Origin of the sequence: Paraburkholderia aromaticivorans, assembly GCF_012689525.1 — a bacterium.
Classification (GTDB): Bacteria; Pseudomonadota; Gammaproteobacteria; order Burkholderiales; family Burkholderiaceae; genus Paraburkholderia; species Paraburkholderia aromaticivorans_A.
Map to the genome: position 1 here is coordinate 25867 of NZ_CP051517.1, position 16907 is coordinate 42773.

Genomic DNA, 16907 nt, shown 5'->3' on the forward strand with positions numbered 1-16907 from the left:
ATCAGGCATCAGTCTTCATGGCGCAGTCGCGCCGTCAATCACGAAGGATGCGAAGTGCAGAAATTCGTCTTCACGATCAGACTCAAGTTAATGCTCGCGTTCGGCACCTGGCTAGCACTGATGTCCGTCGTCGGACTGATGGCAATAGTCGCGCTGTTTGGCCTCGACGCGAACGTGGTTTCGTCGTACCGCCCATGGCTGATGAGTCTGATTGGACTGGCGTCAATGGGATTTTCGATCGCGATGTACTGTGGCCTCCACCTGGACCATGTCATATGCGGCGGGCTGAACCGCGTGGTGAGAATGTTTGAGGAGATTGCGACAACCCTTGACTTGTCAAAGCGGTCTTCGAGTCCGCGCATGGATGAGTTTGGTCGCTCAGCCACCGCGTTCGACAAGCTGATGCGCAGCATGGAGGAGGCCATGTCTGCGGTGCATTTGTCGACGGATTCAGTTACCACGTCTACACGCGAAATTGCCGCGGGAAACCTTGACCTTTCTGCCCGCACAGAAGAACAAGCTGCGTCGCTGGAGGAAACTGCATCCAGCATGATGCAGTTGACCGGGACGGTGAAGCAGAACGCGGACAATGCGCGTCGGGCGAATGCACTGGCCACGAAGGCAGCGGAAATCGCTGGTGCAGGCAGCGATGTCGTTCAAGCCATGGTTGCCACCGTTGAGAGAATCAGTGGTAGCTCGAACAAGATCTCCGAAATCACGGGCGTGATTGAAGGAATTGCGTTCCAGACCAACATCCTTGCGCTCAATGCCGCTGTGGAAGCGGCTCGAGCTGGCGACCAAGGAAGAGGCTTTGCGGTTGTGGCCGGTGAAGTTCGTAGTCTGGCTCAGCGATCTGCGTCTGCGGCAAAGGAAATCAAGGACCTGATTGCCTCATCTGTAGCCACGATTCGGGATGGCTCGCAACAGGCCATCGAAGTTAGCAGTGCGATGGGTGGGATTAAAGATGCTATCCGGCGTGTTTCCGAAATCGTCGGTGAAATTGCCGTTGCATCGGATGAGCAAAGTCGTGGCATAGAACAGGTCAACCAGGCCGTTAGTCAGATGGACCTGGCGACACAGCAGAATGCGGCGCTGGTCGAGCAGGTGGCAGCAGCGGCCCATTCGCTCGACGACCAGGCATCCAGACTAAAGATTGTCGTTTCGTCATTCAAGCTTGCTAATACAACCGGCGTCGCGGTACCAATCGACCTGTAGTCCTGCGCGGAACCCCGTCGGAAAACGCTGGACGCCGGCTTCGTGACGGCGTTTCGCGCGCAAGTTATCGGTAATTAACCGTTGCCCGATGGACGGTCGTCGTAGAGGCTACGGGACGACTGTGGAAGTGGGCCCGCTGGAGTAGAAGGAGATTCGCAGACTCGTTTTCTCCAATTGGGCACGCAAAATGGATGCGCCTGACTCGGGCCAAAAAAGTCTTTGCATATATTTGAAAAGTCAGATATAGTCTAGATCAGTAACGGAGGTATCAGCAATGAATCACTACTTCGGCGACTTTTTCTGGCCGGGTCAGAGCATTGTCTTTGCGCTGGGCAAAGCCCGCCACCTGCTCACGGCGGAAATGGATGGGGCGCTCTCCGGCACCGGCGTCACCAGTTCGCAGGTCGGCGCACTGCTGCTCCTGTCGGGGGACAGCGCGCACACCTCGGTGGAATTGTCCCGGATGCTTGGCATCGATTCGGGATTCGTGACACGAATGGTCGACCGGCTGGAAAGGCAGGGTCTCGTGCGCCGGACTCGCGACAGTCTGGACCGGCGGGTGGTCAGCCTGACGCTGACCGAAGCGGGGCAGGATGTCGCCACGCGGATCGCGGAGCTTGCGCCGGCGATGTTGAACCGGCGCCTGGCGGGCTTTACCCCGCTGGAATTCACAACCTTGTGCAGGCTCCTCAACAAGTTGCTGGATGGGTAGGCCATTTTTTTTACCCATTTATCTGACACATCAGATAAATAGTGCCGGTTTCAGGACAGCCGGCTGTCAAACCCCTTAAAGGACGCAACATGAATCCGCCAAAAACCGCGAGCGCGCCTGCCCCATTGGTTGGCTGGCAGTTCGCACTGGGCACGTTCGCCGTGGCCCTCGCCACCTTCATGAATGTGCTGGACTCGTCGATCGCCAACGTCGCGATCCCGACGCTTTCCGGCGACCTCGGCGTGTCGGTCGACGAAGGCACGTGGGTCATCACGATGTTCTCCGCGGCCAACGCGGTGTCGATTCCGCTGACCGGCTGGCTCACGCAGCGGGTCGGCCAGGTGAAGCTCTTCGTGGCCGCGATCCTGCTGTTCGTGGTGTCGTCCGCGGCGTGCGGCCTCGCGCCGAACCTGCCCGTGCTGCTCGCGGCCCGCATTGTGCAAGGTGCGGTGGCGGGGCCGCTGGTGCCGCTGTCGCAATCGCTCCTGCTCGCTTCGTTTCCGCGGGAAAAAAGCTCGAGCGCGCTGTCGCTGTGGGCGATGACCGCAACGGTCGGGCCGATCGCCGGTCCGGCTCTCGGCGGCTGGATCACCGACAACTACAACTGGTCGTGGATCTTCTACATCAACGTGCCTGTCGGCTTGTTCGCCGCCGCAGTCATCTGGGCCCTTTACCGCAAGAGCGAAACGCCGTCGCGCAAGCTGCCGGTCGACAAGATGGGGCTCATCTCGTTGATCGTCTGGGTGGGCGCTCTGCAGGTCATGCTCGACAAGGGCAAGGATCTCGACTGGTTCAATTCGCCGGTGATCTGGGCGCTCACGATCGTCGCGCTGGTCGGGTTCGTGTTCTTCCTGATCTGGGAGCTGACCGAGGCCAAGCCGATCGTCGACCTGCGCCTGTTTAAAGGACGCAACTTCCTGGGCGGCACCCTCGCGATATCGGTCGCGTACGCGGTCTTCTTCGCCAACCTCGTGATTCTGCCGACGTGGATTCAGGAGTACCTGGGCTACCGGGCCGTCGACGCCGGCATGGTGACCGCACCGCTCGGCATCTTCGCCGTGCTCCTTGCACCGGTGATGGGCAAGGTCATGCCGAGATCGGACGTGCGGGTGCTGGCGACGCTTGCGTTCCTGGGTTTCGCCGGCGTGTTCTTCATGCGCTCGCTCTACACCACGGACGTCGACCCCTACACGCTCGTGTTGCCCACGCTGCTGCAGGGCATCCCGATGGCGCTGTTCTTCACGCCGCTCACGGCGATCATCCTGTCGGGCTTGCCGCAGGAGAAGATCCCGGCGGCCGCGGGCCTGTCGAACTTCGCGCGGATCTTCGCCGGCGCGGCGGGCACGTCGCTCATGAGCACAGTCTGGAACGACCGGACGATCCTGCACCATTCGCAGCTCGCCGAGCAGACCAGCGTGAACAACCCGAACTACGTGCACGCGCTGGCCGGTATTCAGACGACGCTGCATGCGAGTCTCTTCAAAGCCCAGGCCTTTTTCGAAACACAATTGAGCGCACAGGCGTCGATGCTCGGGCTGAACGATGTGTTCTGGCTGTCGGCGGTGATCTTTGTCGTGATCATTCCGCTCATCTGGATCACCAAGCCCAGCAAGGACGGTGCGAAGTACGCAGCGGGCGCGGGCGGTCACTGAGCAGCGTGCTCCCCGGACGGCAAGAAAGCGAAAAAATGTTCTTGCATAATACTGACGTTGCAGTTATTGTTAAAGTCATTGATACTGAGGACGCGCCATGAAGCACTACACGCCTGAAAGTTTCTCACTGACGCAAAGCGTCGGGTTCCTGCTGACCAAGGCGCGCAACTTGATCACGACGGAAATGGACACGGCCCTCAAGGATCTCGACATCACCGGCCCGCAGATGGGCATTCTCCTCGCGATGCAACGCGGCCTGGCCGCCACGCCGTTCGAGCTCTCGAAGATGTTGTCCGTCGACACCGGACTGATGACACGGATGCTGGATAAGCTGGAAACGAAGGGGTTGCTGGAACGCTCGCGCAGCGTTGACGATCGCCGGGTGGTAAACCTGGTGCTGACAAAGAAGGGCGAAGAAATCGCGGCCGAGATTCCGTCGATCGCACCGGAAGTGCTGAATGTGCGGTTGAAGAAGTTCACGAAGGCGGAGTTCGACGAACTGTGCCGCCTGCTTAACAAGTTCATCGGAGAGTGAGCGCTGCGGCGCTCCCCCTTTTTTTAACCATGAATCTGACAGGTCAGAAAATGAAAGCGCAGATTAATCAATCCGGTCGCGGTGTCCGTGTAGTGAGGGCGGGGCTGTCGGCGATCCTGGTGGCGATGCTCTCGGCATGCGTCAACTATGCGGGCATCCACAGCGACAAGCAGATGGCGCAGCCGCAACAGTTCGCGACGACGCAAAGCCTGCCGGCCGAAAGCGGTCACTGGCCGGCGGCCGACTGGGCCGACCAGTTCGGCGACGCGCAGCTGAAGGCCTTGCTTGACGAAGCGCTCAAGGGCAGCCCGACGCTTGCCCAGGCTCGCGCCCGCCTCGCTGGGGCGCAGGCCTATGCGGACACCGCGAAGGCCAGCACGATGCCGCGGGTCGATGCCGAATACTCGCTGACGCGCCAGCAGTTCAGCGGCACGGCGGAAGTGCCGCCGCCCTACGCAGGCACCTGGCAAACCCAGAACAGCGGACTGCTGAGCGCTTCATACGATCTGGATCTGTGGGGCAAGAATCGCGAATCGATGAAGGCCGCGGTCTCCCAGGTGCAGGCAAGCGAGGCCGACGCGGAAGTCGTCAAGCTCACGCTCACGACCGCGGTTGCCCGCACCTATAACCAGGTTGCGCGGCTCTATGTGCTGCGCGATATCGCCCAGCAGGAAGTCGAGCGCCGCGAACAGATCGACCGCATCACGGCCGGGCGCATCGCAACCGGGCTCGATACCGAAGTCGAACGCAAGACGGCGCAGGCGAATCTCGCGACGGCCCGCTCGGCGCTCGCCGCGCTCGACGGCAGCATCCTGACGACCCGCTACCAGTTGGCCGCGCTCATGGGCGAAGGCCCCGACCGTGGACTCACGATCGCGCGGCCTGCGCTTGGCGTGGGCGATGAGGTGCGACTGCCGGACAATCTGCCCGCCAACCTCGTGAGCCGCCGCCCGGACATTGTCGCGGCCCGCTGGCGCGTCGATGCGATCACGCACGAAGTGAAGGAAGCGAAGGCCGAGTTCTACCCGGACATCAATCTGAGCGCTGCGATCGGCCTGGACGCGTTTGGCTTCGGCCGCTTCCTGACGGCGGCGAGCCGCACGGCCACCGTAGGTCCGGCGATCAATCTGCCGATCTTCGACGCGGGTGAGTTGCGTGCGCAACTGAAGGGACGTTACGCCGATTTCGACGACGCAGTCGCGACCTACAACCAGACGCTGATCACTGCCTTGAGCAACGTGGCGACGCAACTTGCGCAGATTCGCTCAAGCGACGTGCAGCTTGGCGATGCACAAGCGGCGCAACAAGCTGCGCGCGAGGCCGACGAGCTGGCGATCACGCAGTACAAGGGCGGCCTGACGAATCAGCTGACCGTGCTCAACGCCGACATGAACGCGCTGCAGGCCGATCAGGCCGTCGCCAACCTGCTGATGAACCGGCGCGACCAGCAGATCGCGCTCGCGTCGGCGCTCGGCGGGGGCTATGTCGATACGTCATCTGATGCAAAACGCAGCGCGGATTCGGCTGCGTCTACCACCTCCACCAACCCCGTCAGCCCCGCCGTCGCCGCGCGCTGAACCGGCACGTTCGCCCACTCTGAGGAGAATTGACATGAGCGATACCACCACGACCGACCGCACGAGCGCGGACCCGGCCCAATCGAATAAAAGCGGTGCAAACGGTGCACCCGCCGGCACCTTACCGAACGCGACGCCGCCCGGCGGCTCAGGCAAGCGCAAGCTGTGGCTCGCACTCCTGGGCATCGGGGTCGTGGTCGCGGGTGCTGCGTATGGCGCGTACTACTTCACGTATGGGCAATATCACCAGTCTACCGACGACGCGTACGTCGACGGCAACCTCGTGCAGCTCACGCCGCAGGTGACCGGCACGGTCAACGCGGTCGACACGGACGACACGCAGATTGTGAAAGTGGGTGACCCGGTCGTCACGCTGGACCCGGCAGATTCGAAGATCGCGCTCCTGAATGCCGAGGCGGCGCTCGGCCAGGCCGTGCGCCAGGTGAGCACGCTCTACGTGAACAACGACTACTACGCGGCCAATGTTGCACAGCGCGAGTCGGACCTGGCCCGCGCGCAGGACGATTTGAAGCGCCGTCTCGCGGTGGCCAGCACCGGCGCCGTCTCGGCGGAAGACGTTTCGCACGCTCACGACGCTGTGGCCGCCGCTCAGGCAGCGCTCGACGCCGCTCGTCAGCAGGCGCAATCGAACCGCGCGCTGACCGACCGCACATCGATCGAACAGCATCCGGATGTGCGGGCTGCCGCCGCCAAGCTCCGCAACGCCTACCTCGAGTACGCACGCAATACGCTGCCGGCGCCGGTGACGGGCTACGTCGCGCAGCGCTCGGTGCAGGTGGGCGAGCGCGTCGGGCCGGGCACGCCGCTGATGTCGATCGTGCCGCTCGACGGCGTGTGGATCGATGCGAACTTCAAGGAAGTACAACTGCGCCGGATGCGCATCGGCCAGCCGGTCACGATGACGGCGGATGTCTACGGTTCGAGCGTCAAGTACCACGGACGGGTGATCGGCTTCTCGGCTGGCACGGGTAGCGCGTTCGCGACGCTGCCGGCGCAGAACGCGACCGGCAACTGGATCAAGATCGTGCAGCGCCTGCCGGTGCGTATCGCGCTCGACCCGAAGGAGCTGGAGGCGCATCCGCTTCGCATCGGGCTGTCTATGGTGGTCGACGCCGACACGCGCGACGATTCCGGCACGCAGCTCGGCGCTGCTGTGAACACGACCTATCACACCGATGTGTTTGCGCAGTATGGCGAGCAGGCCGACGCGGAGATCGCGAAGATTATCGAGCAGAACGAGGTGACGGCGCCGGCGAAGGCGGCAACGTCGGCTGCCAGGAAGGTGGCGATGCGGGACCCGGCGCGCGGTTAGCGGCATCCAGCGCGAGCGCAGCCCCGGTGACAGGGGCTGCGTCGCGTTCCTTGCAGGTATGCCAACAGCGCATGCGTGCGCTGCCATCAAAGGGACCATATGGACCATATCGAGAGTTTGCGAGTATTCCGTTCTGTCGTAGAGGCGAAAAGTTTTACGCGGGCAGCAGACATACTGGGCACTAGCGTACCGGCCGTGTCACGCGCTATTTCAGGACTCGAGACTCGGCTGGGCAGCCGTTTGTTGCATCGGACGACCCGGCAGATTTCGATGACGGAGACGGCGGAACGTTTCTATGCTGGCTGCTGCCGCATTCTGGACGATCTGGAGGTGCTGGAGGCTGAGGCGTCGATGCAGACGCTTCAGCCTGGTGGTGTGCTCCGACTCGTCGCCCACACCACGGCGACCATGCTTCGACTCGTACCGCTGATCTCGACCTTCAAGCGCAAGTATTCCAAGGTAGATCTTGATGTGACCCTTACCGAGCGACCGGTAGATCTGGTCGCGGACGGTTATGACCTTGGCATCGTCGTCCCGTTCATGTTGAGCACCGAGACGGTCGTTACTCGACTTCTCGAGCGCGTGCCGCTCATTATCGTAGCCACGCCCGAGTATCTCAAAAGACGCTCATTACCCCAGCATCCATCCGAACTCACCAAACACACGTTCGTCGCCGTATCGCCGTGTGTTCGCAAGCCCGAGTTGACTTTCCGCCTGGACGAAGGGGGTCTGACCGTCCCCCTGACGTATCACATCGCATCGAACAACCCTATGTTCAATCGGGAAATGGTGCTGGAGGGATTCGGTATCGGTGCGGTGTCAGCAGCGCTCGTGCAGGATGAACTGTCCTCCGGACGGCTGGTACGGATCCTGCACGACTTCGAAATTGTCGACGGTGCAGTTGAAATTCGGCTGGCATACAACTCGCGAACACTCTTGCCGGCCAAGGTTAGAGCGTTTGTCGAGCATGCCGCAGCGTTTTTCGACGAAACAGCAGACACGCCACAGGCAGGGTGCTAGTACAACATCCCGTAAATGGGTTGAATAAATAACTGCCCTGGTTATCGTGGCGGGAAACCGCTTGCCGTGCTGCGCGTTGAACGCCTGCCAGACCGCCTGGGCGCGATGCGTATTTCCTACCGCCGAAGAGGAGATCCCCAGTTGGAGCGCGACATCTGCGAAGCAATCCGCAGCAGCAGTTTCACAGCCGGACAATCCGCGCTGGACAGGAGTTACGAAGACGCTAATGTTTTCGTGGGCTTAACACTGGCGGTGTTGCACTGACAAAAATCGAACTACTCTTACCTTCCTTGGTTCGCATTGCAGATTTGAGAACGGCGTTCTAATTTCGAGTCGATTGCCGTAGAACGAAAAAAAGATGTCAACTTTTCGACTATAAAGTCGTCATCACGGCGCTTCTCCGCACGCCGATCGCACGGCAGATTATGCTGGGTATCGGTTTGCCGGACGCGAAATAAAGTCGTTAATTCCCGAGACGCAGCCTATCGCTGGCGGCAGCCAAGGCAATCCACATAGTCCGATAGTTCCAAGTTCGGCCAGTAGGCGACGTTCGCTAGGCGCGGGCACAGGGTGGGACTTTCAGCGTTGCTTTGAAGTCGACAAGTTGGACGCGTGCTCGTAGCTAGAGACATCAACCCCACCTGCTAGCATTACCCCTGCAACGCTTCGACAAGCCTTTCCGAACCAAGGGGATACCCCTCACACCCTACGCGTTTTCATTGACGTCTCCTTTGTTTTAATAAGCACCGCTTCAAAAAACATGTGGATTGCGAATCACCCGCCAAAAAACGTGGCGTATTTTCCTCTCAATACGTGGTTGCGGACGTTAGCTGAAATCTGTGGGTGACCGTGGTGCGAGGTCGCCAGCGCAACACAATGCGGGCGATCCGCTTCGCGTCGAGGCCGTGTTGTGCGGACCGCGCGTGCGGACACTCGGTATCGTATGTCCGCATGATCAGGATCACGTCGTCCCGGCAAGCGCACGGGACGTATCATCCGGTTGCGACACGCTCAGCGACCATACGGAGGCCGCCGCCACGAGTCCTGGAATCGCCAGCGTCGTGAAGAGGCTGGTCACGTCAAAGCCGAAGGCAATCAGCAGGCTGCCCGCGATCGGTCCGATAATCGAGCCGATCCGTCCGACCCCCAGGGCCCAGCCCAGGCCTGTTGCGCGCATGGAGGTCGGGTAAAAATCGGCAGCGAGCACGTTCAGGCTCATCTGTCCGCCCATCAAGCAAAAGCCGACGATGAAGATCATCCCCATCAGTACGGCAAACGGCGCGTGTGTCATATGGCCGATCGCGCAGGTGCAGACCGCCGTGACCACGTAGACGCACGCGAGCACCTGTCCAGGCCGCCACCTGTCGATCGCACGCGCCAGAACGATGGAGCCCACGACACCTCCCAGATTCAGGAGCGCCGCCGAGATGATGGCCTTGTCGAGCGCAATACCGGCCTGTTTCAGCAAGGTAGGCAGCCAGTTCATCATGAAGTACATCATCATGAGATCGATGAAACAGGTTGCCCATAGCAGCATCGTCCCGCGGGCCCGTCCCTCCGTAAACAAGCCCTTCACCGGCATCGTGGTGGAGGCCGGTTCGGATACGGCATCGGCGGCCATGTCGACATCGGCGGCTCGCTGCGCGCCGAGGACGCCGCGCAGGATTTTTTCTCCACGGTCACGCAGATGCGTGCGGGTCGCCAGGAATCGCAGGGATTCCGGCAGGACGACAGCCAGCACCGGAGTGAGGAGGAGTGGCAGCATACCGCCCACGAGGAAGATCGACGGCCAGCCGAAATGCGGGATGATCCGTGCGGCGACGGCCCCGCCGAGTGCGGCGCCCAATGGAAAGCCGCAGAACATGACGCTGACGGTCGTGGCCCGTAAGCGCGAGGGCGCGTATTCTGCGGTGAGCGCGATGATGTTCGGCATGGTGCCGCCGATTCCTAATCCGGTCAGAAAGCGCAGCAGGATCAGCGCGCCGGTCGAATCGGCGAAAGCGCTCGACAACGAGAATAAGCCAAAGAAACCGATCGACGCGACAATTACGGCCTTGCGTCCTACTCTGTCCGCAACCGGACCCAGCGTCAGGGCGCCCACCATCAGCCCGGCGAGCCCGGCGCCGAATACCTTGCCGAATGAAGAGAACGGCAATCCCCATTTGCCCGCCACGACCGGCACCACGAACGCAATCACCTGCGTGTCAAAGCCTTCGAGCAACGCGATCGACGCACACAATATGACGACGAGTTGCTGCATCCTGCTGAATGGCGCTGCGTCGATCGCCGCGCTAATACCAACGGTCCGTCCAGACATTCTGTGTCTCCTCTCTTCTTCGCTAGATGACCTGCACGCGATGCACTGTTATGGCACGGGCAGTCCAGGCTTTTGCCCTGGTCTCGTATGAATCGACTTTCGGGGCCCGTCAAGACCAGACAGTCGATTGCGCTTATTGCGTTCAGCCTTGTTCATTCCTTGTCGCATGCCTGCAACCTCAGGGCGAAACCGGGAGCGCCGACGGGTTCGTGCGACGAACTCCCTCGACGCTTACCTCACGGGGGGCTCCTGACCGGCTCATGCGGCATACAACAGCTCGAGAGCGGGCGTGGGACTGGCTGAATGGAATTCAATCGCGACAGCCAAACCTGTTTCCTCACTGAAATTCGGGGTCGCTGGTTGGACGATAGGAGCCGAATGAGTCGAGAGGCTGACGTTCGGTTCTCGGAGAGCCTGTGGGTGCGATTCCCATGGGCTACTCAACATAATCAGTCAAGGTCAAGAACCAGAATGGGGGAGCATGAGCGGGAACAACAAGGGGTAAATTGGTCGTTCTGCGCCTTCTCCTCATCCGTCAGATACATGTCCCGATGATCCGGTACTCCCTCGACAACGTGGGTTAGGCACGTCCCGCAGATGCCCTGTTCGCATGAAACGGGGATGTCGATACCGGCGGCAGCGAGTGCTTTGGTCACAGTTGTGTTCGGGGAGACATCGATAATCCGGCCAGAGCGCGCCAGCATGACCTGGAAAGCAGTGTCGCGGTCGGTTTTGACGACCTCGGCGGAGAAGAATTCGTAGTGCAGTTGGGCTTCCTGCCATCCACTCTTACGCGCTGTTGCCAAGACGACATCCATGAAACCCTTCGGGCCGCACACATAGAGGTGTACGTCCTGCCCCGGCGTCCGCAACAAATCGTCGAGATTCAGTTTTTGTTGCTTGTTGCCGTCATCGAAATGAAAATGCACGCGATTCGCGAATGTAGACGCCGATATCCGCTGCCGGAACGCCATCCGCGCCGGGGAACTGGCGGAGTAGTGCATTTCCACATCGCTTCCGATAAGCGCCAACCTTTCTGCCATGCAGAGGATCGGTGTTACGCCAATTCCGCCCGCCAACAACAGACTCCGTTTGGCGTTATCAAGGAGTGGAAAGTGATTTTTCGGCACACTGATATTGATAACGTCGTTTTCGTTGATGTTGTCGTGCATCGCGCGGGACCCTCCGCGTGAGTTTGGATCGCGCAGTACGCCAATCAAATAGCGATGAGTTTCCGAGGAATTGTTGCAAAGCGAATACTGACGAACGAGGTCCTTTCCGATATGGACGTCGATGTGGGATCCGGGGGAAAACGATGGCAGTTTCGCACCGTCTATCTCAGCCAGTTCGAATGTGCAGATGTCGGTCGTCTCTGCGATCTTCTTGACGACTCGCACTGGGATTACGGGTATGCTCATATCACTTTCCTGTTACCGCTCATTTGCGACGCGGGACGACATGAATGAAGCTCACGAGATGGATACCGTCAGGCGCGAACGCATCATCGATGCCTGAGTAGCAAATTTTGTTAGAGGGTATTTCACTATTTCCGCGCTGCGTTTGTGCGCTAATCCAGCGTGGAAGCATCGGCTTCCGGTTTCCATTGCGCTATCAACAGATCGAGCACGCGACGTCCCCGAATTGGTCTCCCGTCGACTGTGATCGCAGGGGAAACCGGATTATTTCGCTTTGCCGGCGTCAACGCGGTATGCCGTAATTCAACAACGACCTTGACTTCAGTGTGCATGGCATCGATGGCGTTCCGGATATGGGAAATCATTGATTCGTCGTCCTGACGTAAATTCCGGAGACACCGAAGCATTTGCGTGGTGACAAGTTCCCCTGCATTTCCCTCGAAAATGTTGCGATGTGCCAAGCGTTCTTAGGCCACATCATTTGCTCCTGCTCAAGGTTGAATATGGTTCCTGCCGTGTCGCGTGATCATGTGCTTTGAACAGGCCACGCTTATGACGGGATGATTGTTGCAGAGAAACTGCTCGGCAGCTTCGTCCTGCACTTGGCCGGCAAAAGCGGCCGACATCGAACCGATTAGCCGACCTCGTCTGTAGTCACGCCATTCAGTATGCTGAATTGAATGGTATATTGTGAACTCGCTGCGTGCAAGCATTGGTTGCCCGGTAGTTTCCCCGATGTCGTGCCTTGAATGGTGCTGTCGATTCATGCTTAACCGCGGGCATCGCCCATTGCGTTAAGGCTGACGCGATTCCGCGACGCGAAGCGACCCGTACCCGGGTCTCTATAGTGTGCGCCCGAAGAATGCGATGCAGTCTTCGCAGTACTGGCGCGAGTGTCGGCCGATGCTGCCGCTGCGGTCCCTTGAGATGACTTAGGGCTGCCGATGTATTGGTTAGATCCGACCGCGTGGCTCATAATCGGTGTCATGCGGCTAGCCGATCCACCTGATGCCGCCAGGCACTTACTGATCCAACTCGCACAGACATGACGAACATCCCATCCCCTCAGACACTTGATCCAGCGCCGGGCCTCAATTCCGTATTCATGGATCTGTATGAGCAGCCGGGCTATCTTTTTCGACGCGCACAGCAGATTTCAGTTTCCATTTTCTACGAGATACTCGGCGATGAGGTCACGCCGATCCAGTATGCGATCCTTAGAATGCTGCACGAGCGGCCCGGCACAGACCAGAAGACGCTGGCTGGTCTAGTCGCGCTGGATACATCCAGCACAGCAACGACAGCCGAGCGACTGGAGGCCAAAGGGCTGATCGTTCGCGAACTTCACATAGCGGGGCGTCGCCAGCGATTGTTGTTTTTGACGCCCGAAGGGCAGAGGCTGTTAAGCAGCATGGTTGACGGAGTGCGGAAGATGCAGGATGAAATGTTTCGCAACTTCCGACCGGAGGAGAGGGCCACCCTGATGCGGCTGATGCACGAGTTCGTCTCCGTGAACAATGCGCGTAGCCGTGCACCGCTTGAGACGTCCGGCAGCGTCGATGCGCCACCGACGAAGGCGCGCAGAAAAGGGCCAGCAGGCAGGCGGCGATAACTTCACTCGTTGCACGGTACCTGACGCCGGGTACGCGCGTAGATGGACGCGCGGCCGTACGGACGGGGCGCTCCCCTTCGACCCTGATACGCGTCCCCGTGTTCTGAATGCGGTCTATTAGGGACCGTCCTAGGGAAAACCAGAGCGATTTTCTAACTTGAGTTCCAGTGATGCGTGGATTACCATTCAGTGCACTGAATGGAGCTCAATCACCGAACGCATTCCACCGTAATGCCCAATGTGGCAGACGGGTTGCTGTCAACCGGCACTGTGGAATATCAAAAAGGAGGCTGTCGATGAGCATCAGCAACAACGAGGGTGTCGTGTACGTCGGACCTGGCAAGGTCGAAGTGCAGTCAATCGACTTTCCGAAACTTGTCGATCCGCGTGGACGGACCATTGAACACGGCGTAATCCTCAAGGTCGTGTCGACGAACATCTGTGGTTCGGACCAGCACATGGTGCGCGGCCGCACGACGGCACCTGCCGGGCTTGTTTTGGGTCACGAGATCACTGGCGAGGTAATTGAGAAAGGCCGTGACGTCGAAACTCTTGCAATCGGCGATCTGGTCTCCGTGCCTTTCAATGTCGCGTGCGGGCGCTGTCGCACGTGCAAGGCGCAGCATACTGGAGTCTGCCTGTCGGTCAATCCGGCCCGTGCGGGAGGTGCGTACGGCTATGTTGATATGGGCGGGTGGGTAGGCGGCCAGGCGCGCTACGTGATGGTCCCGTACGCCGACTTCAATCTGTTGAAATTCCCCGATCGTGCGCAGGCGATGGAAAAGATCCGCGACCTTACCTGCCTGACGGACATCTTGCCTACGGGGTATCACGGGGCGGTTACGGCAGGCGTCGGCCCGGGAAGTACTGTCTATATCGCCGGAGCAGGTCCCGTGGGGCTGGCTGCGGCCGCGGCATCACGACTTCTCGGCGCGGCAGCGGTTATCGTAGGCGACATCAATCCTGCCCGGCTCGTTCACGCGCGCGAAGTGGGTTTCCTCACCGTTGATCTGTCGCAGGACGCGAGTCTCGCCGAACAAATCGAGCAGATTCTCGGTTCTCCGGAAGTTGATTGCGCGGTCGATGCAGTGGGCTTTGAGGCACGGGGACATGGCCATCAGGGCGCGCAGCACGAAGCACCCGCAATCGTGCTCAACTCGCTGATGGAGATAACCCGGGCCGCTGGCATGATTGGCATTCCCGGCCTTTACGTTACCGATGATCCAGGCGCTGCGGACGATGCGGCTCGCAAGGGTAGCCTCAGCGTTCGCTTTGGATTGGGGTGGGCGAAGTCCCACACCTTCTTTACGGGGCAAACCCCCGTGATGAAATACAACCGGGCGTTAATGCAGGCCATCCTTTGGGACCGAATCAACATCGCGGACATCGTCGGGGTTGAAGTCCTCCCGCTTGAAGACGCAGCGCGCGGATATGCGGAGTTTGATGCTGGCGCACCGCGGAAATTCGTTCTCGATCCGCATGCAATGCTTCGGGCCGCAGCGTAGCCCACAAGCGCTGCAAGTCTTCAGTCGTCGCGTCGGCTGCTACACCTTAGCAGGGGCGTGGCAAGTTGTGCTACGCGTTTGCTCGCCCGCCAGCTTGGCGTGCCGCTCGAACTAGTTCTGTTTGACGCGCGGCACGGCTTCTGGCCGCGTTAGCCGAAAACCACTGGGACATCGGGTACCTCGCGGGCCGATCCCAAGCGCGCCGAGATATCGCATTTTCGTTCCCATACCGGCTGAAACCGACGCGGACGAAGCCGCTTGACGCTTCGCGTCAGCACATACGATCCCCATTCCGCTGGTTCCGTAACGATCCCAACCTATCAAGGAGACACACCATGAATGCTCCCCACCCGAACATGCCGGAATCATCGTCCGCTTTCCCGCTGGATCGCTGGTACGTCGCCGGCTTTTCATGGGAGCTCAGCGATAAGCCGATCGCGCGAACGATTCTCGGGCATCCACTGGTACTGTTCCGCATGGCGGAAAAAGCGGTGGCACTCGAGGACCGTTGTTGTCACAAGAATCTTCCGCTGTCACTCGGCACCCTCGAAGTTGAGGGGCTTCGCTGCGGCTATCACGGCCTTCTCTTCGGTGCGGATGGCGCTTGCAAAGAGGTACCTGGCCAACTTGGTATCCCCGGTAAGGCGAGGGTGCGCGCCTACGAGGTCAGGGAGCGCGATCAGATTCTGTGGATCTGGTTTGGGTCGTCTGAGCACCCGGTGCCTCAAGAGGAGCCACCAGGCTATTGGGTACATAAGGATCCTCAATACAAATTTGGAGGAGGTGTATTTCACTATGAGGCTCCGTATCAGGTCATACATGACAACTTGCTCGATCTGAGCCATCTGGGTTATGTGCATCTCAGAACCATTGGCGGCAACGCACGCGTCCACATGGAGGCGGACACGAAAATTGAGCAGGAGGGCGAGACGATACGCGTCACCCGATATATGCGGGATTCCGAGCCGCCGCCCACTTACTCCGCAGCCTGGCCTTTCTCGGGGAGCGTTGATCGTTGGCAGGAGATTGACTTCCGCGTGACGCACCTGCTGATTTGGGCAGGTGCCATGGCGCCGGGAGCGGAGAGCCTTTCAGACCCGAACCGGGGAGGATTCCACATCCGTAGCTTCCACGGCGTGACGCCTGAAACTGAAACGAGCGCGCATTACTTTTGGACGGTCGCCACCAATCCTCATCCTGACATGCAGGACGTGACAGAGATTGTGCGCTCCCAGAGCGAACTCACGTTCCAGGAAGACAAGACCGTGATAGAGGCGCAGTACCGCAATATGTTGCGATTCTCTGGCGCATCGACTGTTGATGTCCACGTGGATGTAGCACCAAACCGTGCTCGACGCATCATCGATCGACTTTGCTCCAGGCGGTGATGCTATGCGCCTCCTTCATTGCGGCCTAAAACGCGCGCTTCGCGAAGTCGCGGCGCAGTACGTTTGATGCGCACCGGCCGCCGCGAAACGCTGCGCGTGTCCAGGTCGCTCACGGTGCAGTACAGCCGGGTGCTGTACCTCCAGGAGGACACCCCCCAGAACCTCTGGCTTCTGCACCGTTATATCGAGGTCTGGGAGTAGCTGGACGAATGCATCGAGATCCGAGCCGAGGGCCGGCTGCTGCCGTACCGTGAGTATGACCGGCTCACCGAGGTGCGCAGCGAGGCTTTGGCTGCCTCGATCGGTGCCCGACCGCATTGTCGGAATGCAACGCCGAATCTGCAGGGCAAGCCGCGCAGCACATTGACCTTCATGACGCGAATACTGACCGGTTGCTGGCGCATGCGGTGCAGTGCACGTGTGAACTAGGCTTTGCACTTGACTAGGTAGACGGATACTCAGTCGTAAGCAAGGAGCTGGCCGCTCCGTCTCTCTTGACTTGCAACGCGCGGGAGACGGAGTCCCATGTTTGACGTAGCTCCAGCCGTTGAACGCCGTTACAGTAGATCCACTGATTTCTCGCCTAGCCTCTGGCGCAGAATCAGGTTGGCTAACGAAGGTGAACT

At 59.9% G+C, this 16907-nt stretch carries 13 protein-coding genes; 10 read left to right on the forward strand and 3 right to left on the reverse strand.

The annotated features are described in order from the left end of the window. Positions 1–54 precede the first annotated feature (54 nt). The 7 genes from HF916_RS49110 (at position 55) to HF916_RS49140 (ending at position 8044) form a co-directional block, all read left to right on the forward strand. Entirely contained in the window at positions 55–1215 is a 1161-nt protein-coding gene (locus HF916_RS49110) for a methyl-accepting chemotaxis protein (protein WP_277352305.1), read from the forward strand. Between the two features lie 274 nt (positions 1216–1489). Then, positions 1490–1927, forward strand: coding sequence for a MarR family winged helix-turn-helix transcriptional regulator (locus tag HF916_RS49115; protein WP_168795906.1), 438 nt, complete (start codon positions 1490–1492; stop codon positions 1925–1927). An 89-nt stretch (positions 1928–2016) separates the two neighbouring features. Next, on the forward strand, positions 2017–3579 hold the full coding sequence (locus HF916_RS49120; protein ID WP_168795907.1) for a DHA2 family efflux MFS transporter permease subunit: 1563 nt from the start codon (positions 2017–2019) through the stop codon (positions 3577–3579). 97 nt (positions 3580–3676) lie between these two features. Continuing rightward, positions 3677–4114: a MarR family winged helix-turn-helix transcriptional regulator gene (locus HF916_RS49125; RefSeq protein WP_168795908.1), complete on the forward strand. Its 438-nt coding sequence runs from the start codon at positions 3677–3679 to the stop codon at positions 4112–4114. A 50-nt stretch (positions 4115–4164) separates the two neighbouring features. After that, positions 4165–5691, forward strand: a complete 1527-nt coding sequence (locus HF916_RS49130) for an efflux transporter outer membrane subunit (RefSeq protein ID WP_168795909.1) — start codon at positions 4165–4167, stop codon at positions 5689–5691. 34 nt (positions 5692–5725) lie between these two features. Beyond that, entirely contained in the window at positions 5726–7024 is a 1299-nt protein-coding gene (locus HF916_RS49135) for an HlyD family efflux transporter periplasmic adaptor subunit (RefSeq protein ID WP_168795910.1), read from the forward strand. Between the two features lie 99 nt (positions 7025–7123). Then, positions 7124–8044 carry a LysR family transcriptional regulator gene (locus HF916_RS49140; protein WP_168795911.1) on the forward strand — a complete coding sequence of 307 codons (921 nt, stop codon included), beginning with the start codon at positions 7124–7126 and terminating at the stop codon, positions 8042–8044. A gap of 961 nt (positions 8045–9005) precedes the next feature. Here HF916_RS49140 and HF916_RS49145 read toward each other — a convergent pair. The 3 genes from HF916_RS49145 to HF916_RS49155 form a co-directional block, all read right to left on the reverse strand. After that, positions 9006–10304 carry an MFS transporter gene (locus tag HF916_RS49145; RefSeq protein WP_240975888.1) on the reverse strand — a complete coding sequence of 433 codons (1299 nt, stop codon included), beginning with the start codon at positions 10302–10304 and terminating at the stop codon, positions 9006–9008. A 506-nt stretch (positions 10305–10810) separates the two neighbouring features. Then, positions 10811–11779: a PDR/VanB family oxidoreductase gene (locus HF916_RS49150; protein ID WP_168795913.1), complete on the reverse strand. Its 969-nt coding sequence runs from the start codon at positions 11777–11779 to the stop codon at positions 10811–10813. 149 nt (positions 11780–11928) lie between these two features. Further along, the gene (locus HF916_RS49155; protein WP_168795914.1) at positions 11929–12141 is read right to left on the reverse strand and encodes a hypothetical protein; all 213 of its coding nucleotides are present in this window, start codon (positions 12139–12141) and stop codon (positions 11929–11931) included. 680 nt (positions 12142–12821) lie between these two features. Here HF916_RS49155 and HF916_RS49160 point away from each other — a divergent pair. The 3 genes from HF916_RS49160 (at position 12822) to HF916_RS49170 (ending at position 16281) form a co-directional block, all read left to right on the forward strand. Continuing rightward, positions 12822–13388, forward strand: a complete 567-nt coding sequence (locus HF916_RS49160) for a MarR family winged helix-turn-helix transcriptional regulator (protein WP_168795915.1) — start codon at positions 12822–12824, stop codon at positions 13386–13388. A 302-nt stretch (positions 13389–13690) separates the two neighbouring features. Further along, the gene (gene fdhA, locus HF916_RS49165) at positions 13691–14893 is read left to right on the forward strand and encodes a formaldehyde dehydrogenase, glutathione-independent (RefSeq protein ID WP_168796008.1); all 1203 of its coding nucleotides are present in this window, start codon (positions 13691–13693) and stop codon (positions 14891–14893) included. Between the two features lie 335 nt (positions 14894–15228). Then, on the forward strand, positions 15229–16281 hold the full coding sequence (locus HF916_RS49170) for an aromatic ring-hydroxylating dioxygenase subunit alpha (protein WP_168795916.1): 1053 nt from the start codon (positions 15229–15231) through the stop codon (positions 16279–16281). Positions 16282–16907: the final 626 nt, after the last annotated feature.